The sequence below is a fragment of the Parahoeflea olei genome (genome assembly GCF_001703635.1).
GTDB classification, from domain to species: Bacteria; Pseudomonadota; Alphaproteobacteria; order Rhizobiales; family Rhizobiaceae; genus Hoeflea; species Hoeflea olei.
On the sequence record NZ_LQZT01000001.1, the window covers coordinates 194,166 to 218,336 of the forward strand.

At 65.2% G+C, this 24,171-nt stretch carries 23 protein-coding genes and 1 tRNA gene; 12 read left to right on the top strand and 12 right to left on the bottom strand.

What is annotated here, in order from left to right; translation table 11 throughout:
• Positions 1–4 precede the first annotated feature (4 nt).
• The 3 genes from AWJ14_RS00920 to AWJ14_RS22090 all read left to right on the top strand — a co-directional run bounded on the left by AWJ14_RS00920 (position 5) and on the right by AWJ14_RS22090 (position 2,666).
• Positions 5–1,297 carry a TRAP transporter large permease gene (locus AWJ14_RS00920; RefSeq protein WP_066173634.1) on the top strand — a complete coding sequence of 431 codons (1,293 nt, stop codon included), beginning with the start codon at positions 5–7 and terminating at the stop codon, positions 1,295–1,297.
• A gap of 27 nt (positions 1,298–1,324) precedes the next feature.
• A complete protein-coding gene (locus AWJ14_RS00925) occupies positions 1,325–2,314 on the top strand; it encodes a TRAP transporter substrate-binding protein (RefSeq protein ID WP_066173637.1) in 990 nt (329 codons plus the stop codon).
• Between the two features lie 112 nt (positions 2,315–2,426).
• Positions 2,427–2,666: a hypothetical protein gene (locus tag AWJ14_RS22090; protein WP_139112485.1), complete on the top strand. Its 240-nt coding sequence runs from the start codon at positions 2,427–2,429 to the stop codon at positions 2,664–2,666.
• Positions 2,667–2,810: 144 nt separating this feature from the next.
• On the opposite strand, the gene AWJ14_RS00930 is transcribed toward AWJ14_RS22090, so the two are convergent.
• Positions 2,811–2,887, bottom strand: a tRNA-Met gene (locus AWJ14_RS00930).
• A gap of 348 nt (positions 2,888–3,235) precedes the next feature.
• On the opposite strand from AWJ14_RS00930, the gene AWJ14_RS00935 reads away from it, so the two are divergent.
• Positions 3,236–4,201, top strand: coding sequence for a Gfo/Idh/MocA family protein (locus tag AWJ14_RS00935; protein ID WP_066173641.1), 966 nt, complete (start codon positions 3,236–3,238; stop codon positions 4,199–4,201).
• Between the two features lie 20 nt (positions 4,202–4,221).
• On the opposite strand, the gene AWJ14_RS00940 is transcribed toward AWJ14_RS00935, so the two are convergent.
• Both AWJ14_RS00940 and mnmA read right to left on the bottom strand, forming a co-directional pair.
• Complete coding sequence (locus AWJ14_RS00940) at positions 4,222–5,220, bottom strand: hypothetical protein (protein ID WP_066173644.1); 999 nt, start codon at positions 5,218–5,220, stop codon at positions 4,222–4,224.
• Positions 5,221–5,292: 72 nt separating this feature from the next.
• Positions 5,293–6,483: a tRNA 2-thiouridine(34) synthase MnmA gene (gene mnmA, locus AWJ14_RS00945; protein ID WP_066173647.1), complete on the bottom strand. Its 1,191-nt coding sequence runs from the start codon at positions 6,481–6,483 to the stop codon at positions 5,293–5,295.
• 305 nt (positions 6,484–6,788) lie between these two features.
• Between mnmA and sciP the strand changes: the two genes are divergently transcribed.
• Complete coding sequence (gene sciP, locus AWJ14_RS00950; RefSeq protein ID WP_007198764.1) at positions 6,789–7,064, top strand: CtrA inhibitor SciP; 276 nt, start codon at positions 6,789–6,791, stop codon at positions 7,062–7,064.
• A 107-nt stretch (positions 7,065–7,171) separates the two neighbouring features.
• On the opposite strand, the gene AWJ14_RS00955 is transcribed toward sciP, so the two are convergent.
• The gene (locus tag AWJ14_RS00955; protein ID WP_066173652.1) at positions 7,172–7,648 is read right to left on the bottom strand and encodes a paraquat-inducible protein A; all 477 of its coding nucleotides are present in this window, start codon (positions 7,646–7,648) and stop codon (positions 7,172–7,174) included.
• Positions 7,649–7,798: 150 nt separating this feature from the next.
• Here AWJ14_RS00955 and AWJ14_RS00960 point away from each other — a divergent pair, with 150 nt between their 5' ends.
• Entirely contained in the window at positions 7,799–8,077 is a 279-nt protein-coding gene (locus tag AWJ14_RS00960; protein ID WP_066174757.1) for a GNAT family N-acetyltransferase, read from the top strand.
• Between the two features lie 146 nt (positions 8,078–8,223).
• Here the strand turns inward: AWJ14_RS00960 and AWJ14_RS00965 are convergent, their stop codons facing one another.
• Entirely contained in the window at positions 8,224–8,580 is a 357-nt protein-coding gene (locus tag AWJ14_RS00965) for a flagellar export protein FliJ (protein ID WP_066173655.1), read from the bottom strand.
• A 437-nt stretch (positions 8,581–9,017) separates the two neighbouring features.
• Between AWJ14_RS00965 and ctrA the strand changes: the two genes are divergently transcribed.
• Positions 9,018–9,719, top strand: coding sequence for a response regulator transcription factor CtrA (gene ctrA, locus AWJ14_RS00970; protein ID WP_035528030.1), 702 nt, complete (start codon positions 9,018–9,020; stop codon positions 9,717–9,719).
• A 139-nt stretch (positions 9,720–9,858) separates the two neighbouring features.
• On the opposite strand, the gene AWJ14_RS00975 is transcribed toward ctrA, so the two are convergent.
• Both AWJ14_RS00975 and chpT read right to left on the bottom strand, forming a co-directional pair.
• Entirely contained in the window at positions 9,859–10,221 is a 363-nt protein-coding gene (locus AWJ14_RS00975; RefSeq protein ID WP_066173658.1) for a response regulator, read from the bottom strand.
• A gap of 137 nt (positions 10,222–10,358) precedes the next feature.
• Complete coding sequence (gene chpT / locus AWJ14_RS00980; RefSeq protein ID WP_066173660.1) at positions 10,359–11,009, bottom strand: histidine phosphotransferase ChpT; 651 nt, start codon at positions 11,007–11,009, stop codon at positions 10,359–10,361.
• A gap of 317 nt (positions 11,010–11,326) precedes the next feature.
• On the opposite strand from chpT, the gene AWJ14_RS00985 reads away from it, so the two are divergent.
• Both AWJ14_RS00985 and AWJ14_RS00990 read left to right on the top strand, forming a co-directional pair.
• Positions 11,327–11,854, top strand: coding sequence for a DUF1134 domain-containing protein (locus AWJ14_RS00985; RefSeq protein WP_245304084.1), 528 nt, complete (start codon positions 11,327–11,329; stop codon positions 11,852–11,854).
• 231 nt (positions 11,855–12,085) lie between these two features.
• Positions 12,086–13,411, top strand: coding sequence for a hypothetical protein (locus AWJ14_RS00990; RefSeq protein ID WP_139112486.1), 1,326 nt, complete (start codon positions 12,086–12,088; stop codon positions 13,409–13,411).
• Between the two features lie 48 nt (positions 13,412–13,459).
• On the opposite strand, the gene AWJ14_RS00995 is transcribed toward AWJ14_RS00990, so the two are convergent.
• Complete coding sequence (locus AWJ14_RS00995) at positions 13,460–14,302, bottom strand: TrmH family RNA methyltransferase (protein ID WP_139112487.1); 843 nt, start codon at positions 14,300–14,302, stop codon at positions 13,460–13,462.
• Between the two features lie 2 nt (positions 14,303–14,304).
• Positions 14,305–14,700 (bottom strand): hypothetical protein, encoded by a 396-nt coding sequence (locus AWJ14_RS01000; protein WP_066174758.1) that lies wholly within the window; start codon positions 14,698–14,700, stop codon positions 14,305–14,307.
• 113 nt (positions 14,701–14,813) lie between these two features.
• Here AWJ14_RS01000 and AWJ14_RS01005 point away from each other — a divergent pair, with 113 nt between their 5' ends.
• The gene (locus tag AWJ14_RS01005; RefSeq protein ID WP_139112506.1) at positions 14,814–15,797 is read left to right on the top strand and encodes an RluA family pseudouridine synthase; all 984 of its coding nucleotides are present in this window, start codon (positions 14,814–14,816) and stop codon (positions 15,795–15,797) included.
• 166 nt (positions 15,798–15,963) lie between these two features.
• Positions 15,964–16,866 (top strand): RNA polymerase sigma factor RpoH, encoded by a 903-nt coding sequence (gene rpoH / locus AWJ14_RS01010; protein WP_066173672.1) that lies wholly within the window; start codon positions 15,964–15,966, stop codon positions 16,864–16,866.
• A gap of 1,288 nt (positions 16,867–18,154) precedes the next feature.
• Here rpoH and AWJ14_RS01015 read toward each other — a convergent pair.
• Complete coding sequence (locus AWJ14_RS01015) at positions 18,155–18,805, bottom strand: hypothetical protein (protein ID WP_139112488.1); 651 nt, start codon at positions 18,803–18,805, stop codon at positions 18,155–18,157.
• Positions 18,806–19,216: 411 nt separating this feature from the next.
• Between AWJ14_RS01015 and AWJ14_RS01020 the strand changes: the two genes are divergently transcribed.
• Positions 19,217–20,278, top strand: coding sequence for an aminopeptidase (locus AWJ14_RS01020; protein ID WP_066173679.1), 1,062 nt, complete (start codon positions 19,217–19,219; stop codon positions 20,276–20,278).
• A gap of 684 nt (positions 20,279–20,962) precedes the next feature.
• Here the strand turns inward: AWJ14_RS01020 and AWJ14_RS01025 are convergent.
• Both AWJ14_RS01025 and AWJ14_RS01030 read right to left on the bottom strand, forming a co-directional pair.
• Entirely contained in the window at positions 20,963–22,681 is a 1,719-nt protein-coding gene (locus AWJ14_RS01025) for a hypothetical protein (protein WP_066173682.1), read from the bottom strand.
• Between the two features lie 53 nt (positions 22,682–22,734).
• The gene (locus AWJ14_RS01030) at positions 22,735–24,033 is read right to left on the bottom strand and encodes an adenylosuccinate synthase (protein ID WP_066173683.1); all 1,299 of its coding nucleotides are present in this window, start codon (positions 24,031–24,033) and stop codon (positions 22,735–22,737) included.
• Positions 24,034–24,171 lie beyond the last annotated feature (138 nt).

The following is a 24,171-nucleotide window of genomic DNA, read 5'->3' on the forward strand; positions in this document are numbered from 1 at the left end:
GACCATGAGCGCACCCATTATTCTAACTCTCGCCTTTTTCGTCTTCCTGTTGCTCGGCGTGCCCGTGGCGGTCTCGATTGGCCTCGCTGCGATCGCCGGCATGATCGCGGCGAACATCCCCCTGTCGTTCGTCGTGCAGGCAGCCTATTCCGCCGTCAACGACTTCCTGATCATCGCCGTGCCGATGTTCGTTCTTGCGGGCGTCCTGATGGAAAAGGGCGGGCTGACATCCAGGCTGATTGCCTTTTCACGCTCGCTGGTCGGCCCCACGCCCGGGGGTCTCGCGACGGTGACCATCGTTGCCTGCACCTTCTTTGCCGCGATTTCCGGCTCCGGGCCGGCGACGGCTGCGGCGATCGGCTCGATCATGATCCCGACGATGATCAAGGAGGGCTATCACAAGTCCTTTGCCGCCGCGGTCACATCCAATGCAGGTGGTATCGGCGTGGTGATCCCGCCGTCCATTCCGATGATCATCTACGGCATCACCGCCGAGGTCTCGATTACCGGCCTGTTCGTTGCCGGCGTCATCCCCGGCATCCTGCTCGCCGTTGCCCTGACCGCCACATCGCGCGTCATTTCGCGGCGCCGGGGCTATGCCATAGCCAATCCCGATGGCCGCAGCGCCAGAACCATTTTCGCCGCCGCATGGGAGGCGCGCTGGGCCATCCTTGCCCCGGTGATCATTCTGGGCGGCATCTATACCGGCCTCTTTACCGTGACCGAGGCGTCCGTCGTCGCCGTGCTCTATGCCCTGTTCGTCGGCATCTTCATCTACCGCACCCTGACGCTGTCGAATTTCTTCGACAGCATGACCTATGCGGTGCGACTGACGGGTGTCGTCCTGTTCGTGCTCGTCAGCGGCCGGCTGCTGGGCCGGGTCCTCACCATCTTCCAGGTGCCGCAGAACTTCTCGAACCTGATGATCAACACCTTCGACAATCCGGTGGTGCTGATCCTGTTGATCATCGCCCTGCTGATCTTTGTCGGCATGTGGATGGAAACGCTGACCCAGCTCATCATCCTGACACCCTTGCTCTTGCCCGTCGCCGTCAACGCCGGCATCGACCCGATCCAGTTCGGCATCATGTTCGTCATAGCCTGCGAGATCGGTTACTCGACCCCACCGCTTGGCGTGAATCTCTTTGTCGCAAGCGAGATAAGCAACGCGTCGGTCGAAGAAGTCAGCAAGGCATCCATCCCGCTGATCCTTGCGGAAATTGGCGTGCTTCTGCTCGTCACCTTTGTTCCCCAACTATCGCTGTTTCTCCCGCGATTGCTCGGGTTCATCTACTAACTGAAGTCAATACAGGAGGAAAATGACATGTTTAAATCCACTCTAGCCGCGGCCGTCATGGTCCTGGCGGGAAGCCAGTTCGCCCTTTCCGCCGACTACACCATGCGCCTGTCGCATGGCGACAACGAGAGCAATCCGACCCACCTCACAGCGGTCAAGTTCAAGGAACTCGTCGAGCAATACACCGACAACAAGGTCGAGGTTCAGATCTACCCGAACAATTCGCTCGGCGCTGAAACCGAAGTCGCCCAGTCCTTGCGCATGGGGTCGGTGGAAGCCGAAATCCTCTACACCGGCAACCTGATGCCGCTCGCTCCGTCTGCCGGCGTGCTGATGCTGCCTTATGCCTACAAGAGCACCGAGCAGGCCCACAAGGCAATGGACGCCTTGCTCGAGCCCTTGAACGAGCGCATCACCCAGGAAGCCGGCGTGCGTGCACTTGGTCTCATGGAAAAGGGTTTCCGTGTTCTGACCACCAACAAGCCGGTCGAGACGCTGGAAGACCTCAAGGGCCTGAAGATCCGCGTTTCCCCGAACGACATTGCCATCCAGACCTTCAAGAGCTGGGGCATCGAACCCATCCCGATGGACTGGGCCGAGGTCTTTCCCGCGTTGCAGCAGCGCGTGATTGACGGGCAGGAGAACCCCTACACGACAGCGATTTCATCGCGCTTTTATGAAGTGCAGTCCGACATCACCGAAATCCACTACATGATGTGGACCGGGCCGCTGATCGTCAGCGAGCGCGTCTTCCAGTCCTATCCTGACGACATCAAGGAAGCCGTCGTCAAGGCTGGCCGGGAAGCGGTTGACTACGGCCGCCAGGTTTCGGCCGAGAAGACGGAAGAAGCGATCGCGGAATTGAAGGAACGCGGCGTCAACCTTCACGGCGCACCGAAGGATGAGGAAAAGTGGCAAGCTGCCGCGCAGGCCCTGTGGCCAAACTTCTACGATCAGATCGGCGGCGCAGAATGGGCCAACCAGGCGGTCGATATCATCAAGAGTTCCGCAAACTGAGCTTCCCTGTCGGCTAGCCAGCCCACCAACCCTCGAGGCCGCACACCTGTGCGGCCTCGTTTGTTTTTGGGTTCTGTATCTCGATGCCGGGCCCGACCGGTATTCTTGCGAATTGTCCCTGCAGCTCGAAGAGATCGAACACCGCACACCAAGGTGCGTCGGCCGCAATCAAACGCCATCACCGCTGCGCTTCGACCGAACGGTGCTCGACGGCTGGCTCGTCACCTACAACACCAAACGCCCGGACCACGGCCGCAGCATGAAGGGGCGAATGCCGCTCAAGGCTTTTACGAACGGCCTGAAGAAGAGCGCCACAGCATCACGGATAAAACCGAAAGGAGAGATTAGCTGACAAACAGCCAGAAACAGGCTTCAATGCACCCGTAACGATTGGATGACAAACAACGTCAAGCCGCACGGCCGAATATAATCGGCTACAACGCATGTCTTAGGTAAAAACTGCCACCCATGTCTCAGGGTCGGACAAATAGAATTTTGGTAGCGGGAGAGGGACTTGAACCCCCGACACGCGGATTATGATTCCGCTGCTCTAACCAGCTGAGCTACCCCGCCGCCAGCGGCCGATACGGGATCGGGCCGGACGGGCGGGATATAGTGTGCGGGCCGGTCTGGTGTCAAGCGCACTTTGGGCTTTTCTGACACGCTTGTGACATGGGACGCCGCGGGCATGGTCCCGGGCGCGGGCCAGGCCCGTGACAGCGCCCCGCGCGGCCCGGCGTCGCGGCTGGTCGCGCGCCGGTTTCGCACGCGGCCTGCGCCGCGCTCCCGCCCCGTCTGAGCGCCCGCCTCCGCCTCAGGCCGGCGCGGCGGTTTGCCGCCCGGGCGGGCCTCCGCCTTGCCTTGCCCGGCGTCAGGGTCTAATCCCCTTGCGACAGCCAGTTTCCAAGGACCATTCGCCCCATGCCCAGCGCTTCCCTTCCCAAGATCGCCGTCGTCGGATGCGGCTACTGGGGAACCAACCATGCCCGCACCTTCGCCGAACTCGGGGCGCTTGCCGCCGTCTCCGACCGCAATCCCGAGCGTGCCGAAGCGCTGGCCGCGCGCCACGGCGTGGCGGCGGTCGCGGTCGAGGACGTGCTCGCCGATCCCGAAATCGACGGCGTGGTGCTGGCGCTGCCGCCGCACCACCATGCCGACCAGGCGGTCGCCGTGCTCGAGGCGGGCAAGCACCTGCTGGTCGAAAAGCCGATCGCGCTGTCGGTCAGCGACGCGCGCCGGGTGGTCGATGCCGCCGAGGGCACGGGCCTCGTGGCGATCACCGGCCATGTGCTGCGCTTCCACCCCGCCTTCGAGGCGCTTGAGGCGATGGTCGCGAGCGGAGAGCTCGGCGCCGTGCGCTACATCCATTCGCACCGGGTCGGGCTCGGCAAGTTCCACGCCGAGAACGATGCGCTGTGGGACATCGCGCCGCATGATTTGTCGCTGATTCTCGCGCTGACCGGCGAGACGCCCGTGAAGGTGCGCGGCGAAGGGTCGGCGGTGATGAACCGGCTCTCCGATTTCGCCCATCTGCATCTCGAGTTTCCCGGCGGCATCCGCAGCCATGTGTTCACCTCCCGGCTCAACCCCTACCGCGAGCGGCGGCTGACGGTGATCGGCTCCAAGGCCATGGCCGTATTCGACGATGTCGCCCCCTGGGACCAGAAGCTTGCCCTCTACCGCCACAAGCTGTGGGAGACCGAGGATGGCTGGCAGTCGGAAATGGTGGACCCCAACTATGTGCCCCTGCCCGACGGCCTGCCGCTCAGCCGCGAATGCGCCCATTTCCTCGAGTGCATCGCCCATGGCGCAACCCCGCGCACGCCGGTGGCCGACGGCCTGGCGGTGATCGAGATCCTGTCGCAAGGCACCGTCCGCCACGATTGAGCCGCACGGCCCGGGCCGCCTCAGTAGGGCGCGCGGCAGAAGCTGAGCTCGACCGGACCGCTGATCCGGAACACGCCGGCGATATCGGTGTCGGGATTGGCCGCGGCAAGCAGCGGATGGGTGGCGAGCTCCTCCGGCCGCTCAAGCCGCTCGAACGCGACCGGATAGCTGAAGACGTAGTTGCAGATGTCCCGGACCGCCTTGTCGGGATAATCCTGGAAGAACAGCAGCCCGTAATGCATGCCCTCGGTGTAGAACCGCACCAGCTCGCGGCGGGCCAGGAACCCCTTGCCGGCCAGCGCATTGGGGATCAGCATCGCGCCGACCTGCCGGTTGTCCTGCAGCGCCGAGACGATGCGCGCGGCGATCTGGCCGCTGTCGAGGCTGATGGTCTGGCCGGTGCCGAACACGTCGATGCTTTCGCGCCATGTCGCCGTGCCGCCCATGTCGGCGAGTTCGCACGGCTTGTCCGGCGGCACGAAGGCGCAGGCGTCCAGCATCGAGACATAGGTCTGCCGCTCCTCCGGTCCGTCCGACGATGCCGTCTCCTCCACCAGCATGCCGTCAGGATGCTGGCTGAAGCGGTAGTGACGCGAGATCCATTCGCCGATGTCGATGCCGATCCGCCCGATCTCGGCACCCGCTGCGCCCGCGGGAAACAGCGGCGTCGCCGCCTTCGAGACGAACGGGAGCGTGGCCGCGGCGGGCCCCTCGCGGCCGACCCGCTCATCCGGCAGTTCGATCAGGAAACGGAAGAAATCCAGACCCTTGGCGAGATCCAGATGCTCGATCCGCAGCATTTCCTGGGCGGTCTCCAGGCTTGCGGACAATTCGGCATTGCGCGCCTGCGCCGACCGCGCGGACAGGTAGCTGTTGAAAAGGCTCAGCAAGCCGATGGCGATGACGAGGGACACCACGAACAGGCTCACCCGGTTGAGCCGGTGGCGCTCCCCCGAGGCTGAAAACAGGATGCCGAGAACCGAGACGACCGATCCCAGCACGATCAGCAGATAGCTCATCGCCGCACGTCCTCCTCCCCCGATCCGGCGGCAGGTGCGCGGCCGGACTTCCCAACCGCCTCGGCGCGCCCGTCAGGCGGCCGGGCGCAACAGCGTCGACAGCATGGCTTCCGCCGCGGCCGACCGCTCCGAGCGGTCGATGAAGCCGCCGCCATAGACGCGCGCCTCGTCGCCGGCGGCCGAATAGAGCACGCAGGCCTGGCCCGGCGCCACGCCGGCCTCGCCCTCGACCAGTTCCACCGAGATTTCGCCGTCGATGGCGCGCAGGATCGCCGGCCGCGGCGGCCGGGTCGAGCGCACCTTGGCGAAACATTCGAGCCCGTCCGCGCCGAAGCTTTCGAGCGCCCCATCGCCCAGCCAGTTGACGTCGCGCAGGATCAGCCGCCGGGTTTCGAGCGCCTCGCGCGGGCCGACGATGACCCGGCGCGAGCGGGCATCGAGATGCACCACATAGAGCGGATCGCCGATCGCCACGCCGATGCCGCGGCGCTGGCCGATGGTGTAGTGGACGATGCCCTGGTGCTCGCCGAGCACGCGGCCGTCGATATGCACGATCTCGCCGGCCAGCGCCGCATCGGGCTTGAGCTTCTCGATGACGTTGGCGTATTTGCCCTGCGGCACGAAGCAGATGTCCTGGCTGTCGGCCTTGGCGGCGACGCCGAGGCCCATTTCGGCGGCGAGCTCGCGGGTGCGCGCTTTGGGCAGGTCGCCGAGCGGGAACCTGAGATAATCGAGCTGGTCCTGGGTGGTGGCGAACAGGAAATAGCTCTGGTCGCGGTCGGCATCGACCGGGCGATAGAGCGCCCGCCGGCCGGGATTGTCCGGCGACGGGTTCGGCCGCGAGCGGATATAGTGCCCGGTCGCCAGCGCATCGGCGCCGAGATCGCGCGCGGTGGCGAGCAAATCGGCGAACTTGACCGTCTGGTTGCAGGCCACGCAGGGGATCGGCGTTTCGCCCGCCACATAGCTTTCGGCGAACGGGTTGATCACCGCCTCGCGGAAGCGCTGTTCATAGTCGAGCACGTAATGCGGGATGCCGAGCGTTTCGCACACCCGGCGGGCATCGTCGATGTCCTGCCCGGCACAGCAGGAGCCGGCCCGGTGCACGGCGGCGCCGTGGTCATAGAGCTGCAATGTCACGCCGAGCACATCGTAGCCCTCGCGGGCGAGAAGACCCGCCACCACCGAGCTGTCGACGCCGCCCGACATGGCGACCACCACCCGCGTATCCCGCGGGTCCTTGTCAAAATCGAGACTGTTCACTGTTTTCCCCGGCAATCAAAAGCGTTCAAGGCGCTGATCAAGCGGTTTCAGACCGTCCGTTGCGGACACGCCCTTTATAGGGCCTCGGGGCCGGCGCAACAAGGTGCCTTGCGCGCCAGTCGCGCCCGGGCTTCTTCCGCACCCGATCTCGCCTTCGGCGCGGCCCCGTTCTGCCCCCGATCCGGCCCCGGCGCAGTGTCCCGTTCCGGGTCAGAACTTACCAAAACCTTGCCGAGCCTTTAGGCAATTTTTAAACTCGAGCCTGTAGGGTCAGGTCTCAGGTCTTGAGTGTGTAAGAGAGTCCAATGACCGATATGGTACGACCCCGAGTCAAATATGTGATCGGCCCCGACGGCAGTCCGTTGACCATCGCAGATTTGCCCCCCGCCAACACCCGCCGATGGGTTATCCGGCGCAAGGCTGAAGTGGTTGCCGCTGTCCGCGGCGGGCTGTTGAGTCTTGAGGAAGCCTGTGAACGCTACACGCTGACGGTGGAGGAATTCCTCTCCTGGCAGTCGTCGATCAGCGATCATGGTCTCGCCGGCCTGCGCACCACGCGCATCCAGCAATACCGCCACTGAGCCGCCTTCAGGTTCCTCTCCCGTTTCGCCCATTCCCGGCCTCCTCGGCCGCAGACCCGGTGCCTTTCGCGCCAGCCGGCAGGTCCGGCTGGCGTCGTGCATGCGCGTCAGCGGCCGGGCGGTGCGCCGTCCTGTCCTGAGCGGGCAAGCCGGCCGGCAAGGCCATGCGCGACCGCCGCGGTGAGCGCCGAGGCGGCGTAGAACCAAAGCCCCGGCTGGGAGAAGGCTTTCGCCAGGCCGCCGGTCTTGGCCGCGACGATGACCAGTGCCACCAGCACCACGTCCATCAGCGACCAGCGGCTCAGATGCGGCAGCAGGCGTGCGGCCAGGCCGGAGCGGGATCCGCCGCCCACGGCCTCGGCGGAAATCGCGATCAGCTTGATCACCGGAAAGGCGATCGAGACAAGCGCGACCACCAGCGCAAGCAGCCGGTCCTCGCCGGACCAGAGCGCGGCCACCACGCCCAGCAGCGAGGGGGATTGGTCGAACAGGTAGAGCGTCTCGAACCGGACCAGCGGCAGCACGATCCCGAGCCCGAAGAACAGGGCCGACAGGACCAGCGCCGCAGCGAGCATCAACCGCATTCCCGTCCTCCCTGCACCTTTCCGTCCGGCCACAAACCGGCGGCGCAGGGGATGGCTCGAGGCGTGCCCGCCCGCATCCGCGGCTTGACGCTGCGCCCGTCCCCTCCATATCCGACTGAACCCATGAATGGCAAACGACAGGCGGAGCAGATGCAGATCAGCGAAGAAACCGGCCCCACGGGGGGACGCTATGTCGCCTCGCTCGAGGGTGTTGAGGCGGAGATGACCTATTCCCGCACCTCGCCCCAACTCATCATCATCGATCACACCGGCGTGCCCGATGCCTTGCGCGGCAAGGGCGTCGGCCAGGCGCTCGCCGCCCATGCCGTGGAGGCGGCGCGGGCGGGCGGCTGGAAGATCATTCCGCTCTGCCCCTTTTTCAAGGCCCAGGCGCAACGTAATCCGGACTGGCGCGACGTGGTGATCTGACCGCAAGACGTGACCCGGTCACGCGAAACGGCCCGGTCGCGACCGACCGGGCCTTTCCTGGTGTCATCATGCGGTTCGGCGGGCGGACACAGGCTGACGCCTGCCCGCCTCCCGGCCTTGCGGCCGCGCCGAACCAAAGGCCGCGCTCAGACCGCGCGGCTGGAGCGATGCCCGGCGTCACGTTCCTCGAGCGCCGCCGCCTTTTCATACTCCGCCTGGGCTTCCTCGAGCGCCAGTTCCGCGGCGTCGAGCTGAACCTTCAGTTCGCGGATCGACGTCTGCAGGTTGTCGGCGCGCTGGCGGGCTGCCTTGGCGAAGGTCGGATAGGCGAAGTGGGTCGGATCGGTGATTCCGGCCTTCTTCTCCTCGGCGGCGATCTGGTACTCCAGTTCGGCCGCCATCTTTTCCATTTCCGCCATCATCAGCTGGATCTGTCCGAGCTGGCGGGTTTTCTCATTGACCTGAAACTGCTTCAGGCGAACGTGGCTTTCACGTGGCTTCATACGCAATACTCCCGTGATGCGAGATCCCGGCTACTGAACTCATTGTCCCGGCACATTCGCCAGTCCCGATTTTGGAAACATGACCACGACGTTAACTTTTAGCAGATCGTGGTAACCTTTCGTTTACGGGCATCGTTAATAATACGGGTCATGGTTTAAGGCGGGGTAAACAGGAAACATGATTTTTCCGCCCGTCATTCCGGAGTCCTTTGAATCACTTGGACATCTTTTTTGATGTGACACATCAAGAGATCCAGGCAAATTTTAAGGAATGAAATCAGGAGTATGCCAGTAAGAATTAACATCTCGATAGCGGTTGCAAAACCCCATCAGAATTTGTTAACCATTCCATGGCAGCCTCCAAATCAGGCAACGACTGGATCCGTGACGCGTGACTGGATCTCAACGACCTTGCGGCGGCGGAAAAGGGGATAAATATGCGGGTTCTACTGATCGAGGATGACAGCGCGACAGCTCAGAGCATCGAACTGATGCTGAAGTCTGAAAGCTTCAACGTGTACACCACGGATCTGGGCGAAGAAGGTGTCGATCTCGGCAAACTCTACGACTACGATATCATCCTGCTTGATCTCAATCTGCCGGACATGTCCGGCTACGAGGTCCTGCGGACCTTGCGGCTGTCCAAGGTCAAGACCCCGATCCTGATTCTGTCCGGCATGGCCGGCATCGAGGACAAGGTTCGCGGTCTCGGATTTGGCGCCGACGATTATATGACGAAACCGTTCCACAAGGACGAACTCGTCGCACGCATTCACGCCATCGTGCGTCGTTCCAAGGGTCACGCCCAGTCGGTCATCACCACCGGCGACCTGGTGGTCAACCTCGACGCCAAGACCGTCGAAGTCGGTTCCCAGCGGGTTCACCTGACCGGCAAGGAATACCAGATGCTGGAGCTACTTTCGCTCCGCAAGGGTACGACCCTGACCAAGGAAATGTTCCTCAACCATCTCTATGGCGGCATGGACGAGCCGGAACTGAAGATCATCGACGTCTTCATCTGCAAGCTGCGCAAGAAGCTCGCCACCTCCGCGGGCGGCAAGAACTACATCGAGACCGTGTGGGGTCGCGGCTATGTGCTGCGCGAGCCCGACGAGCGGGACATTCTCGAAAGCGCCTGATCCCGGCGCGGCATCCGACGAGACCCAAAAACGCACAAACCCGCCGGATCCGGCGGGTTTTTCGTTTGCGCTCACATCTCCGAATGCCCCGCCAAGGGTCGCGGCCCCGACGCGGAGGCCCCTGCCCCACCTTTTGCGATCAGGCGGCGGCGGCGTAGGGCGCGAAGGTTTCGGTGAGGATGCGCCGGTCGAACGGCTTGAGCAGGAAGTCGTCGGCGCCGGCGCGCTTGCCCGCCATCATCTGCTTGAATTCCTTCTCGATCATCAGATAGTAGATGCGCACATCCTTGCCGCCCTCCATCTGCCGGACCGAGGAAATCAGGTCCAGAGCACCGGTCATGCCCGAATCGACACACAGCACGTCGGGCAGTTGCGCATCGCACATGATCATCGCTTCGCCAGCATTCGAGGCCTCGATCACGAGATAGTCGAGCCCGGAGAGGATGCGCTTGGCAACCTTGCAGATCACGGCGGAATCATCGGCGATCATCAAGCGGCGCATGGCGGGTCTCCTTTGCTTCGTGCCCCCGGTCCCGGATCAGCGATCCGCGACCAGTGGACACAAGATAGCGCAATGGAGCGAACAAACCGTAATCAGACAGGCTTAACGGAATGTTGCCCGCGCCGGGGCCGCGCGGATCAGGCCGCGGCCGGGCGCTGGGCGGTGAACACCACCTCTTCGGCATTGGCCGTGCAGGCAAGCTCGAGCCCGGTTTCCTGGGCCAAGAGCACGGTATAGTAGGGCTGGATCGAGTGGGCGTCGATCGCCTCTTCCACCTGGCCCGAATAGATCTCGAGGAACTTGGGCGGCACCCGCACCATGCGGCCCTTGCAGGCCAGGCGGAATTTCGGATCGGTTTCCGGCGTTTCCAGCGTCACGTCGATTTCGCCGCCGCGCGGGATTGCGCCATAGGCGACCAGAAACAGGTTGAGCAGAAGCTTGACCTGGTTCTTCGGGATGATGGCGCGCGGGCCGCTCCATTTGACTTCGGTCTTCTTGTCGGCCGAAACGAAGTCGATCACCGCCTTCTCGGCCTCGCCGGTGTCGATCGAGGCACCCACGGACCCCGACGCCCCGAACGCCAGGCGGGCGAATTTCAGCCGCACCGAGGCATTGAGCGCACTGGTGCGGATGAGGTCCATCGCATCCGCATCGGCGCCGCCCTCGTCGAGCAGCTCCAGACCGTTGTTGATCGCTCCCACGGGAGAAATGATATCGTGGCAGACCCGGCTGCACAGAAGTGCCGCAAGGTCCGGCCCCGCCAAGGTCAGATTAAGGTTCTTAGACATCCAAATCTCCTTTGGGCGCGCCGCGCGCCGAATCACGTGCCATGGAAAATCGCACCGGGTGCGGTCAATCGCAAGCGGCGCGGTCAATCGCAAGCATTGGCCATCGCGATTGCCTGACTGGCCCGCCAATTGCTTGTTGCGCAATCCGTTCCGCCCTAAAGACACCACATTTGGTAAACTGCTTATTAAGATCGAGACGCCAGAATACGCTCAAATCTTCTCTGCGGTATCAACCGTGCACAAAATGGAGTGGACCCATGATTGCGTCCCGCTTTCGCCCGAGCGCCCTATTCACATTTGTCCTGTCGGTTTTCCTGATGGTCGTGCCCGCCCCCGACGCGCAGGCCCAAAGCGCCAGTTCGTCGCAATATACCGCCCAGGAGATCGTCGATGCGGGCCACGGCTTCTTCGGCAGCACCTCCGGCGGGCTCGCCAAGCTGGTCGAGAAGGCATTCCAGTCCTACGGCCTGCCCAACGGCTACATCCTGGGCCAGGAAGCCTCCGGCGCGCTGATCGGCGGCCTGACCTATGGCGAAGGCGAACTCTACACCAAGAATGCCGGCCAGCACGACGTGTTCTGGCAGGGGCCGTCCATCGGCTTGGACTATGGCGGCGACGGCAACCGCACCATGATGCTGGTCTACAACCTGCCGAGCGTCGACGGCGTCTATGGCCGCTTCGGCGGCGTCTCCGGCTCGGCCTATCTGGTGGCCGGCCTCGGCATGACCGTGCTCAAGCGCAACAATGTGGTGGTGGTTCCGATCCGCACCGGCGTCGGCGCCCGGCTCGGGGTCAATGTCGGCTATCTGAAGCTGACGCGCTCGCCGACCTGGAACCCGTTCTGACCCAGGTCGCCGGTTCGGCGTGGCGGGCAGCCCCGCCCGGCCGGCCCCCTCACGGCCGATCCCGGCCAGAAGCGGCTCTCCGGGGCCGCTTTTTTGCTTGCCGGCCGGCGCCAGCCACCCGGATGTGCTTGCCGACTGGTTAAGGTCATGCTTAAAGCTCTCGAGGTTTTGCCGGATCCGCGGATCCGGACCGGCCCGTGACGCTGTGGCCCGTGACACTGTGGATTGAAAGTGATCGAGTTTGTCCTGCTCTTCGCGTTGGGTTTTCTCGCTGCCGCCCTGGTGGCGCTCATTGTCGCGCCGATTATCCACCGGCGCGTGGTGACCCTGACCGAGCGGCGCATCCGCGCCAGCGTGCCGCTGTCGACCGCGGAGATCCGCGCCGAAAAGGACATGGCCCGCGCCGCCTTTGCCGCCGAGAATGCGCGGCTGTCGATCGACCTGAAGAGCAACCGCGACCTGCTGGCCGGCAGCGTGGCGCGCAACGAGCGGCTGAGCAACGAGCTGGTGACGCTGCGCGCGGAAAAGCTCGCCACCGAAACCACCCTGGAAGAGCGGGAAGCGAGCATCCGCGAACTCAATGCGGAACTCGCCGAGCGTGACATCCGCATCACCACCCTGACCGGCCATTTCAACGACGCGACCCGGCTTGCCGAGGCCCGCAAGCTGGAAATGGCCAAGCGCGACGACCAGATCAACCGGCTCGGCACGGAGATCGAGGAACTGCGCATCGATCGCGCCACGCTCGACACCGAAGCCGAGAATTTCAAGGCGCAGATCCGGGACTTGCGCGAGGAGCGCGCGGCCCTGCGCGAGACGCTCAAGGAAACCGAAGCCGCCAACCGCGATCTCGAAAACCGCTTGAAGAGCAACAGCGAGCGGCTGGCGCAGACCGAGCAGAAGCTTGCCAGGACCATCACCGCGCTGACCGATCGCGAGAACGCGCTCGAGCGCCGGGTCGCCGAAGTCGAGCGGTTCCGCCAGAAGAACCGGGAGCTTTCCGACCAGTTGCGCGGTGTCCGCAGCGGCTCCCGGTCGGCGACCGACACCGCCCGCGCCGCGCAGGAGGCAGCCGCGCTCGCGGACATGGACGACGACCTGACGCCCGCTCCCGCCGGGGAAGAGCCGCGCGGGCATGGCTCGGACGACGAGGTTACGGCAGCAACCGAAGAGCCCCGCACCGAGCCGGCCGCGCCCGCGCCGGTCGCACAGCCGGCCCCGCCCGCGGCCGCTCTCGCAGCGCCCCAGAAGCCTCAGCCCACTTCTGCGGCTGCGGAGGACGGCATCTCCGAGGACGACAAGATCGACCGGCTGCGCGCCCGGCAGGCCGCACTGGTGGAGCGCCTGCTCAAGGCCGACAAGAGCAAGAACGACGCCGCCCTGCGCCGCGAGATCGCCACCGTCGCGGCGATGATGGTGGAACTGACCGCAAGCCGCGAAGGCGCAGGCTCGCGGCTGCACGCGCTGCTCCAGGGCAGCGAAGGCCAGACCCTGCCCGGCTCGAAGGAACCGACCCTGGCGGCCCGCGCCCATGAGATGATCGCCGCCGGCCGCTGAGGCCGCGAGCCCCCGCCGCCCATTTGTGCTGCAGCCGGACCGGACCGTTCAGAGAGCTTCGGTGCGGCCCATGCTGGACGCGACATGCCACAGGGCGATGCCGCTCGCGGTCGCCACATTGAGGCTGTCCATGCCCGGCGCCTGTTCGATGCGCAAGGTGCTGACCCTGTCGAGGATGTCGGCCGGCAGCCCCTCGCCTTCGGTGCCGGCGAGCAGCGCCAGCCGGCGACCCGGCCTGAAGCTTGCAAGCGGCGCGGTTCCGCGGGGCGACAGGCCGGCGATCTCGAACCCGTGGACGGCGAGCGAGCCCACCAGATCGGCAATCGAGCCACCACGGCAGAACGGCACCCTGAGCGCCGCCCCCACCGACACCCGGATCGCCTTGCGGTAGAGCGGATCGCAGCAGGAGCCGTCGAGCACCACGGCATCGGCGCCGAACACGCCGGCATTGCGGAAGATGCCGCCGATATTGTCGTGATTGGCAATGCCGCAGGCGGCCACCACCAGCGCCTGATCGGGCAGCGTGTCGAGAAACTCTGCAAGCGTCGGCGCCGGCAGGTGCCGGCCGACGGCGAGAATGCCGCGATGCATGGCGAAGCCGACCGCCGCGTCGAGCACGTCGCGCCCGGCCACATAGACCGGGCAATCCGGATCGACCCGGGCGATCAGGTCGGAGGCCCCCTCGACCCGGTTTTCGAGCAGCAGCAGCTTTTCGAGAACGAAGCGCCGGCCTGCGCCTTCGGCGTCGAGCAGCGCCTGCAGCACCACCCGGCCCTCGGCGATAAAACGGTCGCCGCGGCCCGCGAGATCGCGATCGCGCATCTGCGTGAACTCGGCGATGCGCGGGTCCGCCGGATCGGCGATCGGGACGAGACGCCGCTGCGGGTCCATGGTCAGCGGCTGATCACGACCACATCGCCGACGATGCGGCCGACCGAGAGGTCGAAGATCATCAGCCGGCGCGAACCGTCGGCGGCGCGGCCGAAGAAGCCGATGCGGGCGCCGTCGAGCGAGACGCTGTCGACTTCAAACCCCTGCGGCAGCGCGGCCACCGCCTCGAGCGGCGCATCCGACGGCACCTCGAGCGGCGCCCCGGCGACGAGCCCGCCGCTCCCGGGACCGGCATCGGCCTGCGTGAACTTGTAGACAATCGCGCCAAGCACGGCCATAAGACCGACGAACATGACGCCGATCGAGACGATCAGCAGCCGCACCATCTTGCGCCGGACCTTTTCCATTTCCGGATCAAGCGGCTTTTCGTTGAGATCGTCATCAGTGGTTTTCGACATCATCATTCCTTGCCGGACGGATCCTTGATTTGAAGAACGCGACCCCGTTTACCGAAGCAGAGCCGCGGAGGGAAGCCCACACCGTCGATGACGGCGTCGAGGGCCGCCACAGCCTGGTGGCCGGCGAGGACGCGGGCGGACGGCTCGACGCCTGGCTTGCGGGCGAACTCGAGCCGGAGCTGTCGCGGAGCCGCATCAAGGCGCTGATCGAGGCGGGCGAGGTCAGCGTCAACGGCGCGGCCGTGACCCAGGCCAAGCACAAGGTGCATCCGGGCGACCGGATCGAGCTCACCCTGCCCGCCCCGGAAGATCCCGAGCCCCAGGGCGAGGACATCCCGCTCGCGATCCTCCACGAGGACGACGACGTGATCGTCATCGACAAGCCGGCCGGGCTGGTGGTGCATCCCGGCGCCGGCAACTGGACCGGCACGCTGGTCAACGCGCTGATCCACCATTGCGGCGCGAGCCTGTCGGGCATCGGCGGCGTGCGCCGGCCCGGCATCGTCCACCGGCTCGACCGCGACACCACCGGGGTGATGGTGGTGGCCAAGAACGACCATGCCCACCGCCACCTGTCCGAGCAGTTTGCCGACCACGGCCTGACCGGGCCGCTGGAACGCGCCTACCAGGCGATCGTCTGGGGCAAGCCGGACGGGCTCCGGGGCACCATCGACGCGAGCCTCGGCCGTGCCCGCGACCGCATCCGCCGCGCCGTGCGCACCGACGACGGCGACGACGTGCGCCATGCCGTGACGCATTATACGGTGTGCGAGCGCTATGCGGAAAAGCCCGACAGCACCTGCGCCGCCTCGCTGGTCGAATGCCGGCTGGAAACCGGCCGCACCCACCAGATCCGGGTGCACATGGCCCATATCGGCCATCCGCTGATCGGCGACGCCGAGTATGGCGGGGCGTTCCGGACCAAATCGAACCGGTTGCCGGAGGCGGCGCGCGCCGTGGTCGACGCCTTCCCGCGGCAGGCGCTGCATGCCTTCCTGCTGGTGTTCGAGCACCCGACCAGCGGCGAGACGCTGCGCTTCGAGGCGCCGCTGCCCGAGGACATGGAGCGCTTGCGCCAGGCGCTCTCTGCGCTTTGAGCGCAGCCCCCCGCGGGCCGGATCACGCGAGCGTGATCATAGCTGCTTCTTGAACCCGTCTTTTGCCACAATTACATGTCATCTGGCGAAGCCCGGATGCGATGTTCGGTCCGGGCTTTAAGGCTTGCCGCAAGGAAGCCGACTTTCGGGATTAGGGGGTGCTGTGATGGCCCAAACAAGTTTGCCAACCATTTCGTCGGGCGAGAACGGATTGAACCGTTATCTCGCCGAAATCCGCAGGTTCCCCATGCTGGAGCCGCAGGAAGAATACATGCTCGCCAAACGGTTCCTCGAGCATGAGGACACCGAGGCCGCGCACAAGCTCGTCACCAGCCATTTGCGCCTGGTCGCCAAGATCGCCATGGGCTATCGCGGCTACGGCTTGCCGATCGGCGAGGTGATTTCCGAGGGCAATGTCGGCCTGATGCAGGCAGTGAAGAAATTCGACCCGGAACGCGGCTTCCGGCTTGCCACCTATGCGATGTGGTGGATCAAGGCCTCGATCCAGGAATACATCCTGCGCTCGTGGTCGCTGGTCAAGATGGGCACGACCGCCAACCAGAAGCGGTTGTTCTTCAACCTGCGCAAGGCCAAGAGCCGGATTCAGGCCGTCGAGGACGGCGACCTTCGCCCCGAGCAGGTGGCCGAGATCGCCACCAAGCTCAATGTCAGCGAAGAGGAAGTCATCTCGATGAACCGGCGCCTGTCCGGCGACGCCTCGCTCAATGCGCCGATCAAGGCCAGCGAAGGCGAATCCGGGCAATGGCAGGACTGGCTGGTCGACGAGTCCGACAGCCAGGAAGAGATGCTGGTGGAGCAGGACGAACTCGAGAACCGCCGCGCCATGCTCAAGAACGCGCTCGGCGTGCTCAACGAGCGCGAGCGCCGCATCTTCGAGGCACGCCGCCTGCGCGACGACCCGATCACGCTCGAGGACCTCTCCTCCGAGTTCGACATCAGCCGCGAGCGCGTGCGCCAGATCGAGGTGCGCGCCTTCGAAAAGGTGCAGGACTCGGTGCAGAAAAGCGCCGCCGCCCGCGACAAGGCACTGGTGTCGGTCGCGGACTGACGCCAGCACGATCGCTTGAACATGGACCCCGGATGCGCCCCGCTTCCGGGGTTTTTTGTTGGCCGGGGTTCGCGGATGCTGCTCTCGTAAGGTTCGCTCTCTTCTTCGTCATCCTCGGCCTCCGAGCCGAGGATCCATTCCGGGACGCCTCCTTCACCGCCGCACCGTGCAGACGCATCACGGCATGGATCCCGGGGTCGGGGCCCCGGGATGACGACGGAGGGAGTTGCGCGGAGGGCGCCTTCGGGACCGGGCGGACGGCCGGCCACCGCAATCTCCCCCCTTGCGGCGGAGATGTCACCGCAGGTGACAGAGGGGGGGGGGCGCCACAAGCACGGAAACCGGGTCGAGACCCCCCTCTGCCCTGGCGGGCATCTCCCCCGCAAGGGGGGAGATTGGGGACGGCAACGCCGTTCATCATCCCCCACACCCAATGGAGTGCGCGCCAAAACCCCGCGCGCGAAAAATCGCCGACGGTTTGGAACTTCGCGGTGCGTCCGGGCGGGCCGGACTGGCGGGGCACGGGCGGACGGCCCGTGAGGTGTGGCATGGGTATGGGGGCTTGGCGCGTTTCACCCGCGCCCCGCCGGCAGTGGACGCTCGCGCCTTCCGGGCGCAAGCCGGCACTCCCCCCTGTCGCGTTCGACCAGAACCCTGGGCGGTGTCGTCGCGTTCGCTCCTTCGGGGAACGAACCCGCCCTCTCCCACCCGCGCAAGGCCCGCACGGCAGGGACTTCTCGGGCCGGCGTCCGGGGGTGTCGCCGGCGCATGCGCGCGGACCGGCCGGACCGCGCGCCTCACCGGGATCGGACGCCGCCGGTCAGGGACGCCCGTGAAGGGGTCCCGACGACCGGTTCCGGCTTTCACGCTGGGCACCATCGCCCGGATCCACCCCGATCCGGAAAAGCCCCCCCGCGCTGGCCGGGGTCTCGGCTTTACAGGCGTCCGGTGCGCGGATACGGCCCCCGCGCGCCGGAACATGCCGCCCTCCGTCGGCCCGGGCTCCGTGGGCCCCGGCCATCCGTGTGGACGGAAGGCGCAAGCAGTATCGCACGGGCGGTAAAGGTGGGGAAAAGTGAGAGGGGATTTTGGGGGATGGATTGAAAGGCGGAGATGGGCGGGAAGCGGAAGTTCGGTGCAATTGAATGAAGGCCTGTGATGCGGACTTTGTCGGCATGATGCCAAGGGCTGTTCTCGGATTTCTAGTGCAGAATTCGTGATTTTTGCCCGCCAGAGCGATACTCTTTGAATTAGAGACTTTGCGCGGCCAAAAATTGCGTTGATTTGGTCAGCGTCGCCCAATCAAAAAGCTGGTAGTCAAAGACGTGACAAGTTGCTCCGTGAACCTTAGAGCTGGGGAGACATCAAGACGCACAACGCCAACGTTTAAGTACAACTTTCGTTGCGATTGTTCAAACTGACCTACCACTTCCCTAATCAGTTCTGCTCGATCACTCTCAGTGATTTTTGCATCGATCTCGGCGACACTTGCTTTTGTCTGCTCGTACTCTATCAACCAGTCAAATAATGTTTTGTCGGCTCCTACACGTTCTTCGATTTCATCAGAGAGACGGCGCAACTTTTCCTCTAGAAACACCTTCACGCTCGCTTGCCTTACCAATAGCTCAATTTCGAGACGATCTCGATGGAGTTGCTCAATTTCCTCCTTGTTTTCAGAAATTTTGCCCTCATACTCCTTCAGGGAGGCAGTTGTTTCAGCTAACCTTTGAACTAATTTGCTTTCGACTGACAGCATATCTTTGTCGGTCAGTCGGGGAGACGCAAATGCCAAAAGACCAATGGTTGATGCTACACTGCCAACTATACCGCCGATAAGGGCATAAGTATTTACATCAAGCATGCCTTGCCAAGTTGCGATGCCGCCGCCTGCAAAAAATAGTATTGCGCTGAAAACCAAAATAATTGAAAGTGCTTTCAAAGATCTGCTCCTAAAACGACCTCCTCTATTGGAGGAATCCCATATTTCCTACGCTCCACGAGAATTGGCAGAGGGCGTACGGCAGTAGTTTGTCCTAGACTAGCCATTTTCGCATATCCTTACCGCTCTTGAATGCCCGATTCAATTATTGCGCGCACAAATATTTATCTTGCACGCCAACTCTTCTAAAGCAGTTTGCTGCATCAGAAAGATTGAGCAAGTTGGGCTCGATTCAGACATTTCCTGCGCTAAGCGCGGATGTCAGCTGTGGGCCGAAATCGCCCTTCAGGACGGACCGGCAAGGCACACCAAACATCCATAGCAATTCGGGCCCGCCGCGCCCCACCCTTGCCCAAACGCCCATCCCCCTCTACCACTCGTCCATCCTGTTCGCCGAAATCCGGATCCGCCGTGACGCGCATCGTCTTGCAATTCCTGCTCCTGATCGGCCTCGCCGCGGCGCTCGGCGGCTGCACGAGCGTTTCCTATTACGCGCAGTCACTCAACGGCCATGCCCGGATCATGGCCGCGCGCAAGCCGGTGGCCAAGCTGATCGCCGATCCGTCGACGCCCGACGCGCTCAGGGCCTGGATGAAACAGGCAAGCGCGATCCGGCAGTTTGCCAGCGACGAACTCGACCTGCCCGACAACCAGAGCTACCGCTCCTATGCCGAGATCGGCCGGGACTATGTGACCTGGGTGGCCTTCGCCGCGCCGGAATTTTCGCTTGCGCCGAAGACATGGTGTTTTCCGGTGTTCGGCTGCGTGCCCTATCGCGGCTATTTCTCGCGCGACAAGGCGGTGGCGACCGCGGCCCGGCTGCAGGCGGAGGGATATGATGTCCATGTCTCGGGCGTGACCGCCTATTCCACCCTCGGCTGGTCCAGCGATCCGCTGATCTCCACCATGGTACGCCAGGACGAGACCTATCTGGCCGCGCTGGTGTTTCACGAACTCGCGCATCAGCGCGTCTATGTCGATGACGATTCGGCCTTCAACGAGGCCTTCGCCGTCGCCGTTGAAACCACCGGGACGAAAAAATGGCTGCGCGCGGCGGGCGACCCCGGTGCGCTCAGGCGCTACGAGGCGGGGCTGGCGCGCCATGCCGCGTTTCTGGCGCTGCTCGCCGAAACCCGCGGCGAACTCGGCCGGATCTATGCCGGGACTGCCGCCCCCGCCGAAAAGCGCGCCGCCAAAGCGGCCGCGATCGAGCGCCTGCGCGCCCGCTACCGCAGCCTGCGCGACCGGCGCTGGGGCGGGTTTTCGGGCTATGACGGCTGGTTCGCGAGCCCGATCAACAATGCCAAGCTGGCCGCGACCGGGGTCTACAACGACCGCACGGCCGACTTCCTTCGGCTGTTCGATCTCTGCTCGGGGGATTACCCGCGCTTCTACGCGGCCGTGGCACGGATCGGCGCGCTGCCCGCCCCCGACCGGACCGCCGCGCTGGAAACCGCCACCGCCTGCGAGTGACGCCGGCGGGAACGGTGGCACGCTCCGAGACGGCTGCGTCCCCCCCTCTGTCACTCACGTGACATCTCCCCCGCAAGGGGGGAGATCGGGGCGCGCGGCAATGACCTCATCCAGGAAAACGGCGTCGAAGCAAAAGTGGAACGCCACGGGTGCCAGAGCGGGAGGCCGACCTCGACCTTGCAGGTGTATGCGCGACGGGATCACCAGCTCTTACCATCCAATCAACAGCGACGCGGCGGTGTGCCCTTCCATCTCCCCCCTTGCGGGGGAGATGTCGGCGAAGCCGACAGAGGGGGGTGAGCCGGCGGCCGCGGAGCGGGGAAAATAGCGGGTACAGAGCCAGACGCCCCCCTCTGTCACTCACGTGGCATCTCCCCCGCAAGGGGGGAGATTGAGCGCGGCGGCTGCGTGGGATTGCCTCAAACCGTGGGTGTCTGCGCCCACAGGATCGCGGGCAAGCTCCATCCAATCAACAGCGACGCGGCAAAGTGCCCCCTATCTCCCGCCTTGCGGGAGAAATGTCGGCAAAGCCGACAGAGGGGGGTGAGCCGGCGGGCGCGGAGCGGGGAAAATAAGGGGTGCAGAGCCAGACGGCTCCCCCCTCTGTCACTCACGTGACATCTCCCCCGCAAGGGGGGAGATTGATCGGGGTGGCAAGGGTGGCAGGAGCGGCGGCGAGGCCGGTCAGTTCTGCGGGGCGGCGCGGTCCCAGGCGTCGAGGGCCTTGTTGAACACCTCGGTGCCGCTGGCGCCCTTTTCGAGCGTGATCAGCGCCTGGCGGCCATTGGCATAGACCACCGGGATGTCGATCCAGTTGCGCTCGCGCAGGAGCCGCGTGTTGGTTTCGCGCGCCTCGGGCAGGTCGTTGAGCGCGACCATGTAGAAATCCTGGGTGATCTTGGCGGGAACCGCGATCAGCGGATTGCCCTGGTCGGCCTCGGTCTGCTTCATGGCGATACGCTGCAGCTGGTCGATCGAGCCGCCCTCGAATTCGGGCGGCAGCGCGAACACCACCTCGATGATGTGGCTCGCCGGCAGCGACGGGTCTGTGTTGCGCTTGATGGTGACCAGCGCCGACAGCCCCTTGTCGGGATTGTTGATCTCGCCGCGAATCACCGTCTCGTCGGGACCGCCGCCATCGGACGGCTCGTTGACCAGCGACCAGACCACGGTGCCCTGCTTGACCTCCAGCGACTGCTGGCCGAGGCGCTCCTCGTAGAGGATCATCTTCTGCGCCACGCCGAGCGGCTCGGCGGCGGGCGCCGCGGCCTCCCCGGCAGCCGGCGTTTCGGCAGGCGCACCCGCCTCGCCCGCAGGCGTGGCCGCCCCGGGCTCGGTCAGCTCGGCGACCGAGCGGCCTTCGACCGGGTCGTCGGTGGCGGGGCCCGGCGCGGGCCCGGCATCGACCTCGGTGCCGTCGGGATTGAGACGCTGGTTGAACTTGCCGTTGGGCTCGGGATCCGCCGCCGCGGTTTCGGTCGGCGCGGATGTGTCCGGGGCCGGCGCCTCGGTGCTCTCGGGCTGGGCCTCGGGCTGCGGCTGGGTGGTGTCCTCGGCCACCGGCGTGTCGATCGCCGAGGAGCCGAACATCGCGGTCAGGCTGTCGCGGTAGCTCCAGCCGGCAAAGGCGAGCGCGCACAGCACAAGCACGATCACCCCGGCGGCGATCAGCCCGCCCGAGGGCGCACGGCGGGCGCCGGCACGTGCGGGACGGCGCGCGGCCGCCGGCCGGCCTGGCGGCGGGCTTCTGTCCTGGCCAAGCCCGAACACCTCGTCATGGGCATCGCCGACGAGCGCCGGGGACGCCGGTTGCGGACGGCCGGCAGCGGGGGCCTGCGGAGCCGGATCGAAATCCTCGTCCGCGGCCTCGTCGAAGGAGGGAAACCCGTCGGAAGCCGGAGCCGGCGCCTTTTCCGGGGTCGGGGCCTTGGTCGAGAACGGGGTCGGGGTCGGGGTCGGGGCGGACGGGTCCGCGACGATCGGCTCACGCCGGACATCCATGGCCGGCGCGGGCGGCGCCAGCGGTTCGGGCTTCGGCTGCGGTGGCGGCGGGGGAGCCGGACGGCTGACCGGCGCGGACACCGGCGCGGGCCGGGGCGCCGGTTCGGGATCAGTGATGACCGGGCTTTTCTCGACCATCGATTCGAGTTCGGACATCAGCGCGTCGGTCTCGTCGAGATCGGCCGGCAGCGCCTCGGCATGCTCGATCTCGACCTCCTCGATCGCCTGGTCGAGCTTGGCCAGCTGGCGGGCCACCACCTCGTCCGACGGCGGCGGATTGATCGCCTCCAGCTGGCGCCGGATGGCGGACCGCGCCTTGGTATAGACCTTGTTCCGGTTCTCCGGCGTATTCTCCGACAGATTGTCGACCGCCTTCCGGATGACTGCTACAAAATCCGCCATGTTTCGCCCTGGTTCAATCCATTCTTGCTCGGTTCTCGCGCGTTGGCGTTAACCTAGTCTTCAAACGGGTCAGTCACAAGTATCGTGTCGTCGCGCTCGGGACTTGTGGACAACAGCGCCACCGGCGCGCCGATCAGTTCCTCGATGCGGCGCACATATTTGATGGCCTGCGCCGGCAGGTCGGCCCAGCTGCGCGCGCCCACCGTGGTGCCCTTCCAGCCCTCGATCACCTCATAGACCGGGGTGACCCGCGCCTGCGCGCCCTGGCTTGCCGGCAGGTGGTCGATGCGCTCGCCGTCGAGCTCGTAGCCAACACAGATCTTGAGTTCCTCAAGCCCGTCGAGCACGTCGAGCTTGGTAAGCGCGATGCCGGTGATGCCGTTGACGGCCACCGCCTGGCGCACCAGCGCCGCATCGAACCAGCCGCAGCGGCGCTTGCGACCGGTGACGGTGCCGAATTCATGGCCGCGCTCGCCCAGGAACTGGCCGGTCTCGTCGTGAAGCTCGGTCGGGAACGGCCCCTCGCCCACGCGCGTGGTGTAGGCCTTGGTGATGCCGAGCACATAGCTCAAGGCGCCCGGGCCGAGGCCCGAGCCGGCGGCGGCCTGGCCGGCCACCGTGTTCGAGGAGGTCACGAACGGATAGGTGCCGTGGTCGATGTCGAGCAGCGTGCCCTGCGCGCCCTCGAACAGGATGCGGCTGCCGGCGCGGCGCGCCTTGTCGAGCAGCAGCCAGATCGTGTCGCGGAACGGGAGAATCCGCTCGGCGATCGAGGTCAGTTCCTCGTGGATCGTCTCGAACGCGATTTCGGGCTGTTCGAGCCCGCGCCTGAGCGCATTGTGGTGAGTGAGCAGCCGGTCGATCTTGGCGGGCAGCGTTTCGAGATTGGCAAGGTCCATGACCCGGATCGCGCGGCGGCCGACCTTGTCTTCATAGGCCGGGCCGATGCCGCGCCGCGTGGTGCCGATCTTGGTGCCGGAATTGGACGCGGCATCCTCGCGCAAGCCATCGAGCTCGCGGTGCAGCGACAGGATCAGCGTGGCGTTGTCGGCGATTCTCAGGTTCTCGGCGTTGACGACCACGCCCTGAGCCGCGAGCCGGTCGATCTCGCTTACCAGCGCATGCGGGTCGATCACCACGCCATTGCCGATGACGGCGAGTTTGCCGGGCCGGACCACGCCCGAAGGCAGCAGCGACAGCTTGTAGCTGACGCCGCCGATCACCAGCGTGTGGCCGGCATTGTGCCCGCCCTGGAAGCGCACCACCACATCGGCGCGCTCCGAGAGCCAGTCGACGATCTTGCCCTTACCCTCGTCGCCCCATTGCGACCCGACGACAACAACATTTGCCATGACAACCCCTTGGCAGCAGGCCCCATCACGGGGCGCCCGGAAAACAAAACCCGCGCATGCATACAGACTTGACCGGCCAAAATCGACCCTTGCGCGTGCCGATCCCGCTTTTTTACGTGACAATCGTCACGCTTGTGA